Annotated in this window: 14 protein-coding genes, 2 tRNA genes and 1 rRNA gene; 5 read left to right on the forward strand and 12 right to left on the reverse strand. The window is 56.6% G+C overall.

The window, feature by feature from the left end; translation table 11 throughout:
- The first annotated feature begins 176 nt into the window (after positions 1–176).
- Together ACOQH0_RS22315 and trmL are read left to right on the forward strand one after the other, a co-directional pair.
- Positions 177–1,517 (forward strand): MFS transporter, encoded by a 1,341-nt coding sequence (locus ACOQH0_RS22315; protein ID WP_172701690.1) that lies wholly within the window; start codon positions 177–179, stop codon positions 1,515–1,517.
- A gap of 45 nt (positions 1,518–1,562) precedes the next feature.
- Complete coding sequence (gene trmL, locus ACOQH0_RS22320) at positions 1,563–2,036, forward strand: tRNA (uridine(34)/cytosine(34)/5-carboxymethylaminomethyluridine(34)-2'-O)-methyltransferase TrmL (RefSeq protein ID WP_421511228.1); 474 nt, start codon at positions 1,563–1,565, stop codon at positions 2,034–2,036.
- A 37-nt stretch (positions 2,037–2,073) separates the two neighbouring features.
- Here trmL and ilvC read toward each other — a convergent pair whose 3' ends face one another.
- A complete protein-coding gene (gene ilvC / locus ACOQH0_RS22325) occupies positions 2,074–3,549 on the reverse strand; it encodes a ketol-acid reductoisomerase (protein ID WP_218309111.1) in 1,476 nt (491 codons plus the stop codon).
- A 152-nt stretch (positions 3,550–3,701) separates the two neighbouring features.
- Here ilvC and ilvY point away from each other — a divergent pair, with 152 nt between their 5' ends.
- Positions 3,702–4,592 carry an HTH-type transcriptional activator IlvY gene (gene ilvY / locus ACOQH0_RS22330; RefSeq protein WP_010436673.1) on the forward strand — a complete coding sequence of 297 codons (891 nt, stop codon included), beginning with the start codon at positions 3,702–3,704 and terminating at the stop codon, positions 4,590–4,592.
- A gap of 45 nt (positions 4,593–4,637) precedes the next feature.
- Here ilvY and ilvA read toward each other — a convergent pair whose 3' ends face one another.
- The 7 genes from ilvA to ilvL form a co-directional block, all read right to left on the reverse strand.
- Entirely contained in the window at positions 4,638–6,182 is a 1,545-nt protein-coding gene (gene ilvA / locus ACOQH0_RS22335) for a threonine ammonia-lyase, biosynthetic (protein WP_010436672.1), read from the reverse strand.
- 2 nt (positions 6,183–6,184) lie between these two features.
- Positions 6,185–8,035, reverse strand: coding sequence for a dihydroxy-acid dehydratase (ilvD, locus tag ACOQH0_RS22340; RefSeq protein ID WP_421511229.1), 1,851 nt, complete (start codon positions 8,033–8,035; stop codon positions 6,185–6,187).
- Positions 8,036–8,095: 60 nt separating this feature from the next.
- On the reverse strand, positions 8,096–9,025 hold the full coding sequence (ilvE, locus tag ACOQH0_RS22345) for a branched-chain-amino-acid transaminase (protein ID WP_023293579.1): 930 nt from the start codon (positions 9,023–9,025) through the stop codon (positions 8,096–8,098).
- A gap of 18 nt (positions 9,026–9,043) precedes the next feature.
- A complete protein-coding gene (gene ilvM / locus ACOQH0_RS22350) occupies positions 9,044–9,307 on the reverse strand; it encodes an acetolactate synthase 2 small subunit (RefSeq protein WP_421511230.1) in 264 nt (87 codons plus the stop codon).
- The gene (gene ilvG / locus ACOQH0_RS22355) at positions 9,304–10,950 is read right to left on the reverse strand and encodes an acetolactate synthase 2 catalytic subunit (RefSeq protein WP_421511231.1); all 1,647 of its coding nucleotides are present in this window, start codon (positions 10,948–10,950) and stop codon (positions 9,304–9,306) included. Before ilvG ends, ilvM begins: the two co-directional genes overlap by 4 nt.
- A gap of 2 nt (positions 10,951–10,952) precedes the next feature.
- Complete coding sequence (ilvX, locus tag ACOQH0_RS22360; RefSeq protein WP_166792073.1) at positions 10,953–11,003, reverse strand: peptide IlvX; 51 nt, start codon at positions 11,001–11,003, stop codon at positions 10,953–10,955.
- Positions 11,004–11,089: 86 nt separating this feature from the next.
- Entirely contained in the window at positions 11,090–11,188 is a 99-nt protein-coding gene (gene ilvL / locus ACOQH0_RS22365; protein ID WP_001311244.1) for an ilv operon leader peptide, read from the reverse strand.
- Positions 11,189–11,530: 342 nt separating this feature from the next.
- On the opposite strand from ilvL, the gene ACOQH0_RS22370 reads away from it, so the two are divergent.
- The gene (locus ACOQH0_RS22370; RefSeq protein ID WP_421511232.1) at positions 11,531–13,051 is read left to right on the forward strand and encodes a YifB family Mg chelatase-like AAA ATPase; all 1,521 of its coding nucleotides are present in this window, start codon (positions 11,531–11,533) and stop codon (positions 13,049–13,051) included.
- A 29-nt stretch (positions 13,052–13,080) separates the two neighbouring features.
- Here the strand turns inward: ACOQH0_RS22370 and ACOQH0_RS22375 are convergent, their stop codons facing one another.
- Entirely contained in the window at positions 13,081–13,419 is a 339-nt protein-coding gene (locus ACOQH0_RS22375) for a DUF413 domain-containing protein (protein ID WP_008501577.1), read from the reverse strand.
- Between the two features lie 118 nt (positions 13,420–13,537).
- Between ACOQH0_RS22375 and hdfR the strand changes: the two genes are divergently transcribed.
- Positions 13,538–14,359: an HTH-type transcriptional regulator HdfR gene (hdfR, locus tag ACOQH0_RS22380; protein WP_421511233.1), complete on the forward strand. Its 822-nt coding sequence runs from the start codon at positions 13,538–13,540 to the stop codon at positions 14,357–14,359.
- 98 nt (positions 14,360–14,457) lie between these two features.
- On the opposite strand, the gene ACOQH0_RS22385 is transcribed toward hdfR, so the two are convergent.
- The 3 genes from ACOQH0_RS22385 to rrf all read right to left on the reverse strand — a co-directional run bounded on the left by ACOQH0_RS22385 (position 14,458) and on the right by rrf (position 14,835).
- Positions 14,458–14,533, reverse strand: a tRNA-Trp gene (locus ACOQH0_RS22385).
- 53 nt (positions 14,534–14,586) lie between these two features.
- Positions 14,587–14,663 (reverse strand) — tRNA-Asp (locus tag ACOQH0_RS22390).
- Positions 14,664–14,719: 56 nt separating this feature from the next.
- Positions 14,720–14,835, reverse strand: a 5S ribosomal RNA gene (gene rrf / locus ACOQH0_RS22395).
- Positions 14,836–14,876 lie beyond the last annotated feature (41 nt).

Genomic DNA, 14,876 nt, shown 5'->3' on the forward strand with positions numbered 1-14,876 from the left:
CTCCTGTTAACCTTTGTTTTTCACGCGTCCGATTTCCCCCCTCGGGCGCTTTTTTTGTCGAAAATAACATCCAGTTAACATATTGGATAAGAAAATTTGACACAACCCGCCCTCCGCAATTGTATAGACAAGCAAATACAAGAACACAAAAACAACATCACTTCAGAGGGGATCGTATGACGTATTCAGGTCGGGTGGATATTCAGCAGGTGATCGATGAAAGTCGCTTTTCAGGGTTTCACTGGCTTCTGATTGTGCTGGGCTTTCTGGTTCTGGCGATCGATGGTTTCGATACCGCCGCGATGGGTTACATTGCGCCGACGCTGTCGACCGAATGGGGAATACATAAACAGGATCTGGGGCCGGTACTGAGTGCGGCGCTGCTGGGGCTGTCGCTGGGGGCGCTTATTGCTGGCCCGGTGTCCGACAAAGTGGGACGCAAACGCGTGCTGGTCTTTTCGTGTCTGTTCTTCGGCCTGGCGAGTCTGGGCACGGCCTGGGCACAAAGCCTGAATACCCTGACGCTATGGCGTTTTCTGACAGGCCTGGGGCTCGGCGCCGCGATGCCTAACGCCATCACGCTGATCTCCGAGTTTGCCCCTCAGCGCTGCCGCGCCATGGCCATTAATACCATGTACTGCGGCTTTCCTCTGGGTGCGGCAGGCGGCGGCGCGATCTCTTCCTGGCTTATTCCTCACCATGGCTGGCGAAGCGTGCTGCTGACCGGTGCGATTGCGCCGCTCATTTTAACGCTGCTGCTGGCGCTGCTTTTACCGGAGTCGGTGAAGTTTCTGGTGCAGCGCGGGAAAGACGTCATGCAGATTCGCCGCATCGCTAGCCGGTTCGCGCGCAGCACGCTGGATGGCGTCACGGGCTTTTTCCTCGCGGAAGAGAAGGTCGTCTCTAAGAAAGGGAGCGTAGCGCAGCTTTTCTCCCAACCCTGGTTACCCGGCACCCTGATGCTGTGGGTGACCTACTTTATGGGACTGGTTATTTACTACGTCCTGCTGAGCTGGATGCCGACGCTGATGCAGGGCATGGGCTATGCACTGGCGGAATCGGCCTGGCTCACCTCGCTGTTCACCTTCGGCGGTACCGCAGGCATTCTGCTTGCGGGCTGGATGATGGACCGCTGGGAAGCGCACAAGGTAGTCGCGGGCGGCTTCGTGCTGACAATGGGCCTCATTCTTTTGCTGGGCATTGAGCATAACCATATCGTTCTGTTTGGCGGGTTAATTTTCCTGATGGGTATCGCAATGAATGGCGCACAGTCCGGAATGCAAACCCTGGCGGCCACCTTTTATCCTACCGAGTGCCGCGCCACGGGTATCGCCTGGATGCAGGGGATCGGCCGCTTTGGCGGCGTGGCGGGAACCATGACCAGCGCCCAGCTTCTTTCCATGCAGTGGCAGGCAGACAGTATTTTAATGATCCTCAGCGTGCCCGCCCTGGTGGCCGCTGCGGCAACCTGCTACAAAATGCTGCGCTGCCGCGCGCAGGAACCCAGCGTCGCATAGTCCCGCTCTTTTCTGCTATTCTGCCCCCGCAATTAAGGGGGCAGCATGCTTAACATCGTTTTATTCGAACCAGAAATACCACCCAATACCGGCAACATCATCCGACTGTGCGCCAACACCGGTTTTCGCCTGCATATCATTGAGCCGATGGGCTTCACGTGGGACGACAAGCGCCTGCGTCGCGCGGGGCTGGATTACCATGAATTTACTGCCGTCGTTCGCCATCACGATTACGCCACGTTTCTGGAAGCCGAAAACCCGCAGCGCATGTTCGCCCTGACCACCAAAGGCACCCCAGCGCACAGCGCGGTGAGCTATCAGGACGGGGATTATCTGATGTTTGGCCCGGAAACGCGCGGCCTGCCAGCCACCATTCTTGATGCCTTGCCAGCCGAGCAAAAAATTCGTATTCCGATGATGCCGGACAGCCGCAGCATGAACCTGTCGAATGCGGTGTCGGTAGTGGTGTATGAGGCGTGGCGCCAGCTGGGATACCCTGGCGCAGTACTGCGTAGCTGAAACATGTCGGGTGGCTTTCGCCACCCGATTCGTCGATTTAGCCTGCTACCGCGATACGCTTCATATCGGTCATGTAGCCGCGCAGTTTCTGGCCCACTTTCTCGATTTCGTGGCTGCGGATCGCGTCGTTTACGTCACGCAGCTGCGCGTTGTCAACCGCACCTTCTGGAATCGCTTTGCCCAGATCGCCTGCCTGCAGAGTGGTCATAAACTCTTTCAGCAGCGGTACACAGGCGTAAGAGAACAGGTAGTTACCGTATTCTGCGGTATCAGAGATAACCACGTTCATTTCATACAGGCGCTTACGGGCGATGGTGTTCGCGATCAGCGGCAGCTCGTGCAGTGATTCATAGTACGCAGACTCTTCGATGATGCCGGAGTCCACCATGGTTTCGAATGCCAGCTCAACGCCTGCTTTCACCATCGCGATCATCAGAACGCCTTTATCGAAGTACTCCTGCTCGCTGATTTTGCCGTCGAACTGTGCAGCGTTTTCAAACGCGGTTTTACCAGTCTCTTCGCGCCAGGTCAGCAGGTTTTTATCGTCGTTCGCCCAGTCCGCCATCATGCCGGAAGAGAATTCGCCGGAGATGATGTCATCCATGTGTTTCTGGAACAGCGGTGCCATGATGGTTTTCAGCTGTTCAGACAGCGCGTAAGCACGCAGTTTTGCCGGGTTGGACAGACGGTCCATCATCAGCGTAATGCCGCCCTGCTTCAGCGCTTCGGTGATGGTTTCCCAGCCGAACTGAATCAGTTTTTCCGCGTAGGACGGGTCGGTGCCTTCTTCCACCAGCTTGTCGAAGCACAGCAGAGAACCGGCCTGCAGCATGCCGCACAGAATGGTCTGCTCGCCCATCAGGTCAGATTTCACTTCAGCAACGAAGGACGATTCCAGAACGCCCGCACGGTGGCCGCCTGTCGCCGCTGCCCATGCCTTGGCAATCGCCATGCCTTCGCCTTTCGGATCGTTTTCCGGGTGAACCGCGATCAGGGTCGGCACGCCGAAGCCACGTTTGTACTCTTCACGGACTTCGGTACCCGGGCACTTCGGTGCCACCATCACTACGGTGATGTCTTTACGGATCTGCTCGCCCACTTCAACGATGTTGAAGCCGTGGGAGTAACCCAGCGCCGCGCCGTCTTTCATCAGCGGCTGTACGGAACGCACAACGTCTGAGTGCTGCTTGTCTGGCGTCAGGTTAACCACCAGATCCGCCTGCGGGATCAGCTCTTCGTAGGTACCCACTTTGAAGCCGTTTTCGGTCGCTTTACGCCAGGAAGCACGCTTTTCGGCAATCGCTTCTTTACGCAGGGCATAAGAGATATCCAGCCCGGAGTCACGCATGTTCAGGCCCTGGTTCAGACCCTGCGCGCCACAGCCGACGATGACCACTTTTTTACCCTGAAGGTAGCTCGCGCCATCGGCAAATTCGTCGCGCGCCATAAAGCGGCATTTGCCCAGCTGCGCCAGCTGCTGGCGCAAGTTCAGTGTATTAAAGTAGTTAGCCATGGGTGATACCTCGTGATGTTGTGTGTCTTATTGTTCGGTTCGCGTTTCAGCGAGAATGTACCCACATTACAACAGGAAATTTATTGCGGAAATTGATATATTCACAACGTCATGTTGCAGTTTTTGCAATGTAAAAAGAGGGAGTGGAATCGGTGGATTTACGCGATCTGAAAATGTTCCTGCACCTGGCGGAAAGCCGTCACTTTGGCCGCAGCGCCCGGGCGATGCACGTCAGCCCCTCCACGCTTTCGCGCCAGATCCAGCGCCTTGAGGAAGACCTCGGCCAGCCGCTTTTCGTGCGCGATAACCGCACCGTCACGCTGACGGAAGCCGGTGAAGAACTGCGCGTCTTTGCCCAGCAGACCTTGTTGCAGTACCAGCAGCTGCGACACACCATCGACCAGCAAGGGCCGTCGCTTTCCGGCGAGCTGCATATTTTCTGCTCCGTGACCGCCGCCTATAGCCATCTGCCGCCCATTCTCGACCGCTTCCGCGCGGCGCATCCGTCGGTCGAAATTAAGCTCACCACCGGCGATGCCGCCGACGCAATGGAAAAAGTGGTGACGGGCGAAGCGGATCTCGCCATTGCCGGGAAACCCGAAACCCTGCCGGGCGCGGTGGCGTTCTCCATGCTGGAAAATCTGGCGGTGGTGTTGATTGCCCCGGCGCTGCCCTGCCCGGTGCGTAATCAGGTGTCGGTGGAAAAACCGGACTGGTCCACGGTGCCGTTTATCATGGCCGATCAGGGCCCGGTTCGCCGCCGCATTGAGCTGTGGTTCCGTCGTCAGAAGATCAGCAACCCGTCGATATACGCGACGGTCGGCGGCCATGAGGCGATGGTGTCGATGGTGGCGCTGGGCTGCGGCGTGGCGCTGCTGCCGGAAGTGGTGCTGGACAACAGCCCGGAGCCGGTGCGCAATCGCGTGATGATTTTAGAGCGCAGCGACGAGAAAACGCCGTTTGAGCTTGGCGTGTGCGCACAAAAAAAGCGGCTGCATGAGCCGCTTATTGATGCGTTCTGGAAGATATTGCCGAACCACTAAAGCCGGGTGGCGCTGCGCTTACCCGGCCCACACGCAGCTAAACCCTTAGCCCGCGAGGAAGAAGCGGAACGCCGGGTTATGGGTTTCGTCGTGACACTCGTAGCCCAGCTCGTTCAGCCGCGTTTCGAAATCCGGCTCGTGCTCGCCCAGTTCGAACGCCGCCAGCACGCGGCCGTAGTCGGTGCCGTGGCTGCGGTAGTGGAACAAAGAGATGTTCCAGTGTGTTCCAAGAGTATGCAGGAACTTGAGCAGCGCGCCCGGCGATTCCGGGAACTCAAAGCTAAACAGGCGTTCCTTGAGCGGCTTCGATGGACGCCCGCCGACCATGTAGCGCACGTGCAACTTTGCCATCTCGTCGTCAGAGAGATCGACCACGCTGTAGCCTCCCTCATGCAGCAGGTTGAGGATCTCTTTGCGCTCCTCTACGCCGCGGCTCAGACGCACGCCGACAAAAATGCAGGCGTCTTTGGCATCGGCAAAACGGTAGTTAAACTCCGTCACCGAACGGCCGCCCAGCAGCTGGCAGAACTTCAGGAAGCTGCCCTTCTCTTCCGGAATGGTCACCGCCAGCAGCGCTTCACGCTGTTCGCCCAGCTCGCAGCGCTCGGAAACGTAGCGCAGGCCGTGGAAGTTCACGTTTGCACCAGACAGCACGTGCGCCAGCCGCTCGCCGCGAATATTGTGCTGCGCGATGTATTTTTTCATGCCCGCCAGCGCCAGCGCGCCGGAAGGTTCCGCCACCGCACGGACATCCTCGAACAGATCTTTCATCGCCGCGCAGATGGCATCGCTATCGACGGTGATGATGTCGTCGAGATATTCCTGGCACAGGCGGAAGGTTTCATCCCCAATGCGCTTCACCGCCACGCCCTCGGCAAACAGCCCGACGCGCGGCAGGTCTACCGGATGACCCGCATCCAGCGCCGCCTTAAGGCAGGCAGAGTCTTCCGCTTCAACGGCGATGACTTTGATCTGCGGCATCAGCTGTTTGATCAGCACCGCGACGCCCGCAGCCAGGCCACCGCCGCCGACTGGCACAAACACGCGGTCGAGATGGGCATCCTGCTGCAGCAGCTCAAGCGCCAGCGTGCCCTGCCCGGCAATCACCATCGGGTGGTCGAACGGCGGCACCCAGGTGAAACCCTGCTGCTGCGCCAGCTCAATCGCTTTGGCTTTTGCTTCGTCGAAGTTAGCCCCGTGGAGCAGCACTTCACCGCCGAAACCGCGGACCGCATCGACTTTGATGTCTGCGGTAGCGACCGGCATCACGATCAGCGCTTTCAGCCCCAGACGGGCAGACGAGAACGCAACGCCCTGGGCGTGGTTGCCCGCCGAGGCGGTAATCACACCGCGTGCTTTCTGCTCGTCGGTCAGCCCGGCCATCATCGCGTAGGCGCCGCGCAGCTTGAAGCTGTGCACCGGCTGACGGTCTTCGCGCTTCACCAGAATGACGTTGTCGAGGCGCGAAGAGAGTTTTTCCATTTTCTGCAGGGGCGTGACCTGCACGGCTTCATAGACCGGCGCGCGTAGCACCGCTCTCAAATATTCCGCCCCCTCGGGGGCGGCGGATAAGGGTTGTGACTCGGCCATCATTAGCCCCCAAGTTTAGATTTATCGCGCACCGCGCCTTTATCTGCACTGGTGGCAAGACTCGCATAGGCGCGCAGGGCGAAGGAGACTTCGCGCTGGCGGTCTTTCGGCGTCCAGGCTTTGTCGCCGCGGGCTTCCTGCGCTTCACGACGGGCCGCAATTTCCCGATCGCTCAGCTTGAGCTGAATGCCGCGATTCGGAATGTCGATTTCGATAAGATCGCCGTCTTCGATGATCGCAATGTTGCCGCCGCTTGCCGCTTCCGGGGAAACGTGGCCGATGGAGAGGCCGGAGGTGCCGCCGGAGAAACGCCCGTCGGTGATCAGCGCGCAGGCTTTACCGAGCCCCATGGATTTCAGGAAGGTGGTTGGGTAGAGCATCTCCTGCATGCCCGGACCACCTTTCGGCCCTTCGTAGCGAATGACGACCACGTCGCCTGCCACCACTTTGCCGCCGAGGATAGCGTCTACTGCTTCATCCTGACTTTCGTACACTTTCGCCGGACCGGTAAATTTCAGGATGCTGTCGTCCACGCCTGCGGTTTTCACGATGCAGCCGTTTTCGGCAAAGTTACCGTACAGCACGGCCAGGCCGCCGTCTTTGCTGTAGGCGTGCTCCAGCGAGCGGATACAGCCTTCGGCGCGGTCATCGTCCAGAGTGTCCCAGCGACAGTCCTGGGAGAACGCCTGGGTGGTGCGAATACCGGCAGGACCCGCGCGGAACATTTTTTTCACCGCGTCGTCTTTGGTCAGCATCACGTCGTACTGGTCCAGCGACTCCGGCAGCGTCAGGCCGAGCACGTTTTTCACTTCACGATTCATCAGGCCCGCACGATCCAGCTCGCCCAGAATGCCCAGTACGCCGCCCGCGCGGTGCACGTCTTCCATATGATATTTCTGGGTACTTGGCGCGACTTTACACAGCTGTGGCACTTTACGGGACAGCTTGTCGATATCGCTCATGGTGAAGTCGATTTCGGCTTCCTGCGCGGCGGCCAGCAGATGCAGAACGGTGTTGGTGGAACCGCCCATGGCGATATCCAGCGTCATGGCGTTCTCAAACGCGGCTTTGCTGGCGATGTTGCGCGGCAGCGCGCTGGCATCGTCCTGCTCGTAGTAGCGTTTAGTCAATTCAACGATGCGCTTACCGGCGTTAAGGAACAGCTGTTTGCGGTCGGCGTGGGTCGCCAGCAGCGAGCCGTTACCCGGCTGAGAAAGACCCAGCGCTTCGGTCAGGCAGTTCATGGAGTTGGCGGTAAACATACCGGAACAGGAGCCGCAGGTCGGACACGCGGAGCGCTCAACCTGGTCGCTCTGCTCGTCAGAGACTTTCGGGTCCGCACCCTGGATCATCGCATCGACCAGGTCGAGCTTGATGATTTTGTCGGAGAGCTTGGTTTTCCCCGCTTCCATTGGACCGCCGGAGACGAAGATCACCGGAATATTCAGGCGCAGGGAGGCCATCAGCATCCCCGGGGTGATTTTGTCGCAGTTGGAGATGCAGACCATCGCATCGGCGCAGTGGGCGTTAACCATGTACTCAACCGAGTCGGCGATCAGCTCGCGCGATGGCAGTGAATAGAGCATGCCCCCGTGCCCCATCGCGATACCGTCATCCACCGCAATGGTGTTGAACTCTTTCGCCACGCCGCCGGAGGCTTCGATTTGCTCGGCAACCAGCTTGCCGAGATCGCGCAGGTGCACGTGGCCCGGTACGAACTGGGTGAAGGAGTTCACCACGGCGATAATCGGCTTGCCGAAATCGGCGTCGGTCATTCCGGTGGCGCGCCACAGTGCGCGGGCACCCGCCATATTACGGCCGTGGGTGGTGGTGGCTGAACGATACTTAGGCATGCTTTATTTACTCCCGTCTGACTATTTAATGGGACGGTGCGTGCCGTCCCAAATTTATACTTAGTGATTAACCTGATCCAACCAGCCGTATTTATCTTCTGTTTCGCCGGTGAAGAGGCCAAAGAACGCTTGCTGAATACATTTGGTGACCGGGCCACAGCGGCCTTCGCCCACCTGGATACCGTCTACGCTGCGCACTGGCGTGATTTCAGCCGCGGTACCGGACATAAACACTTCATCGGCCAGATACAGGGATTCGCGGGACAGCACCTGCTCGCGCACTTCGATACCCAGATCTTTCGCCAGCTTGATGATGGCGTCACGGGTGATGCCCGGCAGCGCGGACGAGGTGAACGGCGGCGTGAACAGGATGCCGTCTTTTACTTCAAACAGGTTTTCACCCGCGCCTTCAGAGATGTAGCCGTTCACGTCCAGGGCGATACCTTCCTGATAGCCGTGGCGGCGCGCTTCGCTACCGACCAGCAGGGAAGAAAGGTAGTTGCCGCCCGCTTTCGCAGCTGTCGGGATGGTGTTTGGCGCCACGCGGTTCCAGGAAGAGACCATTGCGTCGATCCCCTGCTCCAGGGCTTCTGCACCCAGGTAGGCACCCCATGGGAACGCGGCAATGATCACATCGGTGTTGTAACCGGCTGGCGGGTTCACGCCCATGCCGACGTCGCCCACGAAGACCAGCGGACGAATATAGGCGCTGGTCAGGTTGTTTTTACGGATCACTTCGCGACAGGCTTCCATCAGCTCATCAACGCTTTGAGAAACCGGGAAACGATAAATTTTGGCTGAGTCATGCAGACGCTGCATGTGTTCGCGATGGCGGAACACCACTGGTCCTTTGTGAGAGTCGTAGCAACGGATGCCTTCAAACACGGAGGTACCGTAGTGCAGCGCGTGGGACATCACGTGGACCTTCGCGTCCTCCCAGCGAACCATCTCACCGTTGAACCAAATGTAATCAGCTTTTTTTGTCGTCATTTTTTCGTCCTGTCACGCTCAAGCGCGGATTTGTTGTGATGTGGTTGTGCTCTGGCAGATGGCAACATGGGCAACGTCTACCAGTTTTGATAATTGGCTAAACAGTAAGTCGACCGACCGCAGGCTGGCAACGGTTAATTCGATACTGATGTTCTGGGCGTCTGTGGCCGTTTCCATATTCATAGAGCAAATCTGAAAACCACGATGACGCACCACGCGCAAAACGCGCTCTAAGGTTTCCGGATTGAAGCGAGCCTGTACGGCGACCTGATGCTGCATCATGATAATTTCTCCATCATTTGTGAGTTGCTGGCACCAGGCGGTACCAACGGCCAGACGTTCTCGAGTTCGTCGATTGAGACATGAAGCAGGTAAGGCCCATCGCTGTTCAGCATGGTGTCGAGCGCCGCTTCAACCTGATCTTTACGGGTGATGTGCTGGCCAGGGATGCCAAAGGCGCTGGCCAGGGTGAGGAAATCGGGGTTATCGGTGAGAGTCGTTTCGCTGTAACGCTCCTGGAAGAACAGCTGCTGCCACTGGCGAACCATCCCTAAACGCTGGTTGTCGAGCAAGACGATTTTCAGCGGCAACTGCTTACGCTTAACGGTGCCGAGCTCCTGGACGTTCATCATGAAGGAGCCGTCACCGGAGATACAGATAACGGTATCGTTCGGGCGGGCAACCTGCGCGCCAACGGCTGCTGGCAGACCGAAGCCCATCGTCCCTAACCCGCTGGAGGTGATGAAGTTTTCCGGGCGGGTGTAGGTCATGTGCTGCGCGGACCACATCTGGTGCTGTCCTACGTCGGTTGTGACGACGCAGTCAGCCGGTTTACGGTCAGACAGCTGCTTCAACAGCAGCGGCGCGTAGATGGCCTCGCCGGGATGGTCGTAACGCCAGGCGTGCTCAGCGCGCATGTCTGCGGTGTGCTGACGCCACGCGTTGATATCCAGCGGCTGCTGCAGTGCCGGTAACAACGCGTTGAGATCGCCCTGCAGCGCGACGTGCGCCTGACGCAGCTTGTTCATCTCCGCCGGGTCGATATCCATATGGATGACGTTGGCGTTCGGCGCAAAGGTATTCAGCTTGCCGGTGACGCGGTCGTCAAAACGGGCGCCTACGGCGATGAGCAGATCGCACTCCTGCACCGCCAGGTTTGCCGCTTTGGTGCCGTGCATCCCCAGCATGCCCAGATAGTATGGGTAGTTCGCGTCTACGGCACCCAGACCTTTCAACGTGCAGGTCGCTGGCATCTGAGTTGTTGCGATAAATTCGCGCAGGGCTGGAACGGCCTGCGCCATGCCGACGCCACCGCCGATGTACAACATCGGCTGTTTCGCCTGCGCCAGCATCTGACGGGCCTCTTCAACTTCCGCCTCCGGAAACGCATTGTCGCTTTCAACGGTAGAGAAGTGGGGTTCCAGATCGCCAGGTGCCACCTGGATATCTTTCGGGATATCGACCAGAACCGGGCCAGGACGACCGGAGCTTGCCACTTCGAACGCTTCTGCCATTACGCGCGGCAGCTCTTCCAGAGACTGGACGAGGAAGCTGTGTTTGGTGCAGGCCAGCGATAAACCAAGGACGTCGACTTCCTGGAAAGCATCGGTACCGATGAACGGAGACGCCACCTGCCCGGTGATGGCGACAACGGGAACGGAATCCAGCAGGGCATCCGCCAGACCGGTGATTAAGTTAGTTGCGCCTGGGCCTGAAGTGGCCATGCAGACACCGGTTTTGCCCGTGGCGCGAGCGTAACCAATGGCCGCCATCGCTGCACCCTGCTCGTGTCGGCACAACAGGTGTTCCACGCCGCCGTCATACAGTGCATCGTAAATCGGCATAATTGCGCCACCCGGATAACCGAATACGGTTTCCACTCCCTGCGCGCGCAACGCATGTACAACCCATTGTGCCCCATTCATAGTTAGTTCCCCGTCATAAATCTGGAGAAACAGAATTTTGTGCTAGTCGTCATACTCTGCTCCTCGTTTACGTTTTTTAGTCATAAAAAAACCCCCGGACCTTTCGGTGCGGGGGTCTTAGTTCGTTAAGGCTTGATTTCTAAGCCTTTCCTCGTCCAAGTGCAGCCCCGCACGGTGGGATAATAATCACCACCACGCTAATCACGACCAGGCTAATCACTCGTAGAAGGGCTGTCATTTTCAGTTCTTTCTGCATCTTGTTCGAAGGAATACCTAAAGAGTTATCACAGAATTCAAAACAAACACAAGATTTATTTATGGCTCACTTGATTAGCCAGCAAATCATATTTCTTAAAATCGTTGTTTTATATGAGGAAAATAGAAAATGAATATTTTTCATTTTTTTCACGGCGGACTACAGCGTCAAAACGCGGTTTTTCACGTTCTGCGAGAAGGCTTCCATGATTATGCAATGGTATGAATGCGGCGTGAAAATACCTGAACAGGTGCCTTAAATTCACAAAATGACGCTAAAAAGACAATACATGCGCTGGCATAGTCACACCAGGAGGTAGTGCAAATGTCACTGTCAGTTGTTTATACGCGTGCGGCTCTCGGGGTGAAAGCACCGCTGATTTCCGTAGAGGTTCATTTGAGTAATGGGCTGCCGGGACTCACGCTTGTCGGGCTACCGGAAACGACGGTTAAAGAGGCGAGGGATCGCGTTCGCAGCGCAATAATAAATAGCGGTTATATCTTCCCGGCAAAAAAGATCACCATCAACCTTGCCCCCGCCGATCTACCCAAAGAGGGGGGACGATACGATTTACCTATCGCGATTGCGCTTCTCGCGGCCTCTGAGCAGCTTAATACAACCAGGCTAGGCTCGTACGAGTTCGTGGGCGAACTCGCGCTCACAGGCGCGTTAAGAGGCGTTCCCGGTGCAATATCCGGAGCGCTGGAGGCAATCCGTGCAGGGCGGCAAATCATTGTCGCCAATGAAAACGCATCAGAAGTGAGTCTTATTGCAGAAAAGGGATGCCTCATAGCGGGGCATCTTCAGGAAGTGTGTGCCTGGCTGGAAGGGCGACATGAGCTGTCCGAACCGGAGGAGTGTGACGATGAGGTAACGGATGTACCAGAGGATCTCAGCGAGATTATGGGACAGGAGCAAGGGAAACGGGCGCTGGAGATCACGGCTGCGGGTGGACACAATCTTCTGCTGATTGGCCCACCGGGTACGGGTAAAACCATGCTGGCGAGCAGGTTGAGTGGGTTGCTCCCACCGCTTAATAATCATGAAGCGCTGGAAAGCGCCGCGATATATAGTCTGATCGGTTCTACGTCGCTCCAAAAACAGTGGCGTCGACGTCCTTTTCGTTCCCCGCATCATAGCGCTTCACTGACGGCAATGGTCGGCGGTGGGTCTATTCCGGGGCCGGGTGAGATCTCACTGGCGCACAATGGCATTCTGTTTCTCGATGAGCTGCCTGAATTTGAGCGCCGCGTGCTGGATGCACTGAGGGAACCCATTGAATCCGGCGAGATACATATCTCACGCACGCGTGCCAAAATAAGCTATCCCGCCAGGTTTCAGCTCGTCGCGGCGATGAACCCCAGCCCCACGGGACACTATCGGGGGAATCATAACCGCTGCACGCCAGAGCAGACGCTGCGCTATCTGGGAAAGCTGTCCGGCCCGTTCCTCGATCGTTTCGATTTATCACTGGAAATCCCGCTTCCACCGCCTGGCATACTCAGGCAGACGGGTATACAGAATGAATGCTCTGCGAATGTTCGCGAGCGGGTTATCGCGGCGCAGGCGCGACAGTACGCTCGTCAGAACAGACTGAATGCGCGGCTGGATAATGCCGGGATCCGACAGTTTTGTTCACTTAACGGTGAGGATGCGGGGTGGCTGGAAGAGACGTTGACGCGGTTTGGGCTGTCCATACGTGCGTGGCAGCGTCTGTTGAAAGTGGCCAGAACCATTGCTGACGTGGAGGGCTGTACTGACATTGAAAGGAAACATTTGCAGGAAGCGCTGAGCTATCGCGCTATTGACCGTTTGCTGCTGCATCTGCAGAAGTTGCAGGCATAAAAAAGGGGCCGTAGCCCCTTCTCACCATCTTAGTCGTCAGACTCCGTGTAGTCTTCTGCACCTTCCATCTGCGGCTTACCGCCAGACAGCGTATGGAAGCGCTTTGGACGCTTAATGCGTGCCATATACTTGATCCATACACGTTCTGCTTCAGACTGCGGCTCACGCTCACCACGGCACACAGAAACAAACTGTTTTTCGTCTTCGGTAGCAGGTTCACGCTTACCCAGATCCAGCTCGTTAAAGGCATAACCATGGCGCTCAAGCAGTTGAGCTTCTTTGATGGTGAAATCGCCGTGACGAGAGAACCCGCGCGGATAATGTTTATTGTCGAAAAAACGATTAGTCGTCGTAAAGCTTTCCGCCATCCTACACGCTCCTAATTCTTTGGCCGAGCTATTTATGGCGCGGAGTATTAGTTACGCTTGACAGAGTGTAAAACAAAACATTTAAATCATAACGACAAATAATTTTGTGGAGAAAGATGTGGATACGGAATTGCTAAAAACTTTCCTTGAAGTGAGCAGAACGCGTCACTTCGGGCGAGCCGCTGAAGCCCTTTACCTGACGCAGTCAGCAGTCAGTTTTCGTATTCGACAGCTGGAAAATCAACTGGGTGTGAATCTTTTTACCCGCCATCGCAACAATATCCGCCTCACGCCTGCCGGTGAAAAACTGCTTCCGTATGCGGAGACATTGATGAACACCTGGCAAGCGGCGCGTAAAGAGGTTGCGCATACCTCAAGACACAATGAATTCTCGATTGGGGCCAGCGCATCCCTGTGGGAATGCATGCTCAGTCAATGGTTGAGCCGGTTGTATCATTCACACGGGCATCTGCAATTTGAGGCCAGAATTGCGCAACGTCAGTCGCTGGTTAAGCAACTCCATGAGCGCCAACTTGATCTTCTGATCACGACCGAAGCCCCCAAGATGGACGAATTTAGCAGCCAGATCGTAGGGCAGTTTGGTCTTGCGCTTTATGCGTCTGAGCCGTCAATGATGAAAACCGATCTGAATTATCTGCGCCTGGAATGGGGCCCGGATTTTCAGCAACATGAGTCTGGGTTGATTGCCAGCGATGATGTCCCCCAGTTAACAACAAGCTCTGCGGAGATTGCCTGCCAGCAGCTGCCTTTATTAAAGGGCTGCACCTGGCTACCTATTCGCTGGGCAGACAGCAGACCGGGTCTGCATACCGTCGCAGATTCCACGACGCTTTCCAGACCGTTATATGCTATTTGGCTGCAGAACAGCGATAAGCAGTCGCAGATTAAAGATCTTCTAAAAATCAATATCATGGACTAACGCAAAAAGCCTGCAGAGATGCAGGCTTCTTTATTAGAAGAGGTGTTTGTCGTATTACAGGCAAAAAAAAATCCTTTGCCGAAGCAAAGGATTCTATATGGCAGGGGCGGAGAGACTCGAACTCGCGACACCCGGTTTTGGAGACCGGTGCTCTACCAACTGAGCTACGCCCCTAAAGTTTCTTACCATCAAGCCTGCCTAAAAGGCAGGCTTGATGTCTTAATAAGTGGCGGAACGGACGGGACTCGAACCCGCGACCCCCTGCGTGACAGGCAGGTATTCTAACCGACTGAACTACCGCTCCACCGAAGACTGCTTGTAACCACCGGATTAATGCACCGGCTTACTACTAAATTTGATGCCTGGCAGTTCCCTACTCTCACATGGGGAGACCCCACACTACCATCGGCGCTACGGCGTTTCACTTCTGAGTTCGGCATGGGGTCAGGTGGGACCACCGCGCTAAAGCCGCCAGGCAAATTCTGTTAATCTGTATCAAAGCTGAAAATATCGTGTC

Source organism: Enterobacter sp. JS8-1 (genome assembly GCF_049187015.1).
Classification (GTDB): domain Bacteria; phylum Pseudomonadota; class Gammaproteobacteria; order Enterobacterales; family Enterobacteriaceae; genus Enterobacter; species Enterobacter mori.

What these genes read in the sequence shown, in the direction of transcription:
- ACOQH0_RS22315 (WP_172701690.1), top strand. Translation starts at nt 177, where the DNA reads ATGACGTATTCAGGTCGGGTGGATATTCAGCAGGTGATCGATGAAAGT.
- trmL (WP_421511228.1), top strand. Translation starts at nt 1,563, where the DNA reads ATGCTTAACATCGTTTTATTCGAACCAGAAATACCACCCAATACCGGC.
- ilvC (WP_218309111.1), bottom strand. Translation starts at nt 3,549, where the DNA reads ATGGCTAACTACTTTAATACACTGAACTTGCGCCAGCAGCTGGCGCAG.
- ilvA (WP_010436672.1), bottom strand. Translation starts at nt 6,182, where the DNA reads ATGGCCGAGTCACAACCCTTATCCGCCGCCCCCGAGGGGGCGGAATAT.
- ilvD (WP_421511229.1), bottom strand. Translation starts at nt 8,035, where the DNA reads ATGCCTAAGTATCGTTCAGCCACCACCACCCACGGCCGTAATATGGCG.
- ilvE (WP_023293579.1), bottom strand. Translation starts at nt 9,025, where the DNA reads ATGACGACAAAAAAAGCTGATTACATTTGGTTCAACGGTGAGATGGTT.
- ilvM (WP_421511230.1), bottom strand. Translation starts at nt 9,307, where the DNA reads ATGATGCAGCATCAGGTCGCCGTACAGGCTCGCTTCAATCCGGAAACC.
- ilvG (WP_421511231.1), bottom strand. Translation starts at nt 10,950, where the DNA reads ATGAATGGGGCACAATGGGTTGTACATGCGTTGCGCGCGCAGGGAGTG.
- ilvL (WP_001311244.1), bottom strand. Translation starts at nt 11,188, where the DNA reads ATGACAGCCCTTCTACGAGTGATTAGCCTGGTCGTGATTAGCGTGGTG.
- ACOQH0_RS22370 (WP_421511232.1), top strand. Translation starts at nt 11,531, where the DNA reads ATGTCACTGTCAGTTGTTTATACGCGTGCGGCTCTCGGGGTGAAAGCA.
- ACOQH0_RS22375 (WP_008501577.1), bottom strand. Translation starts at nt 13,419, where the DNA reads ATGGCGGAAAGCTTTACGACGACTAATCGTTTTTTCGACAATAAACAT.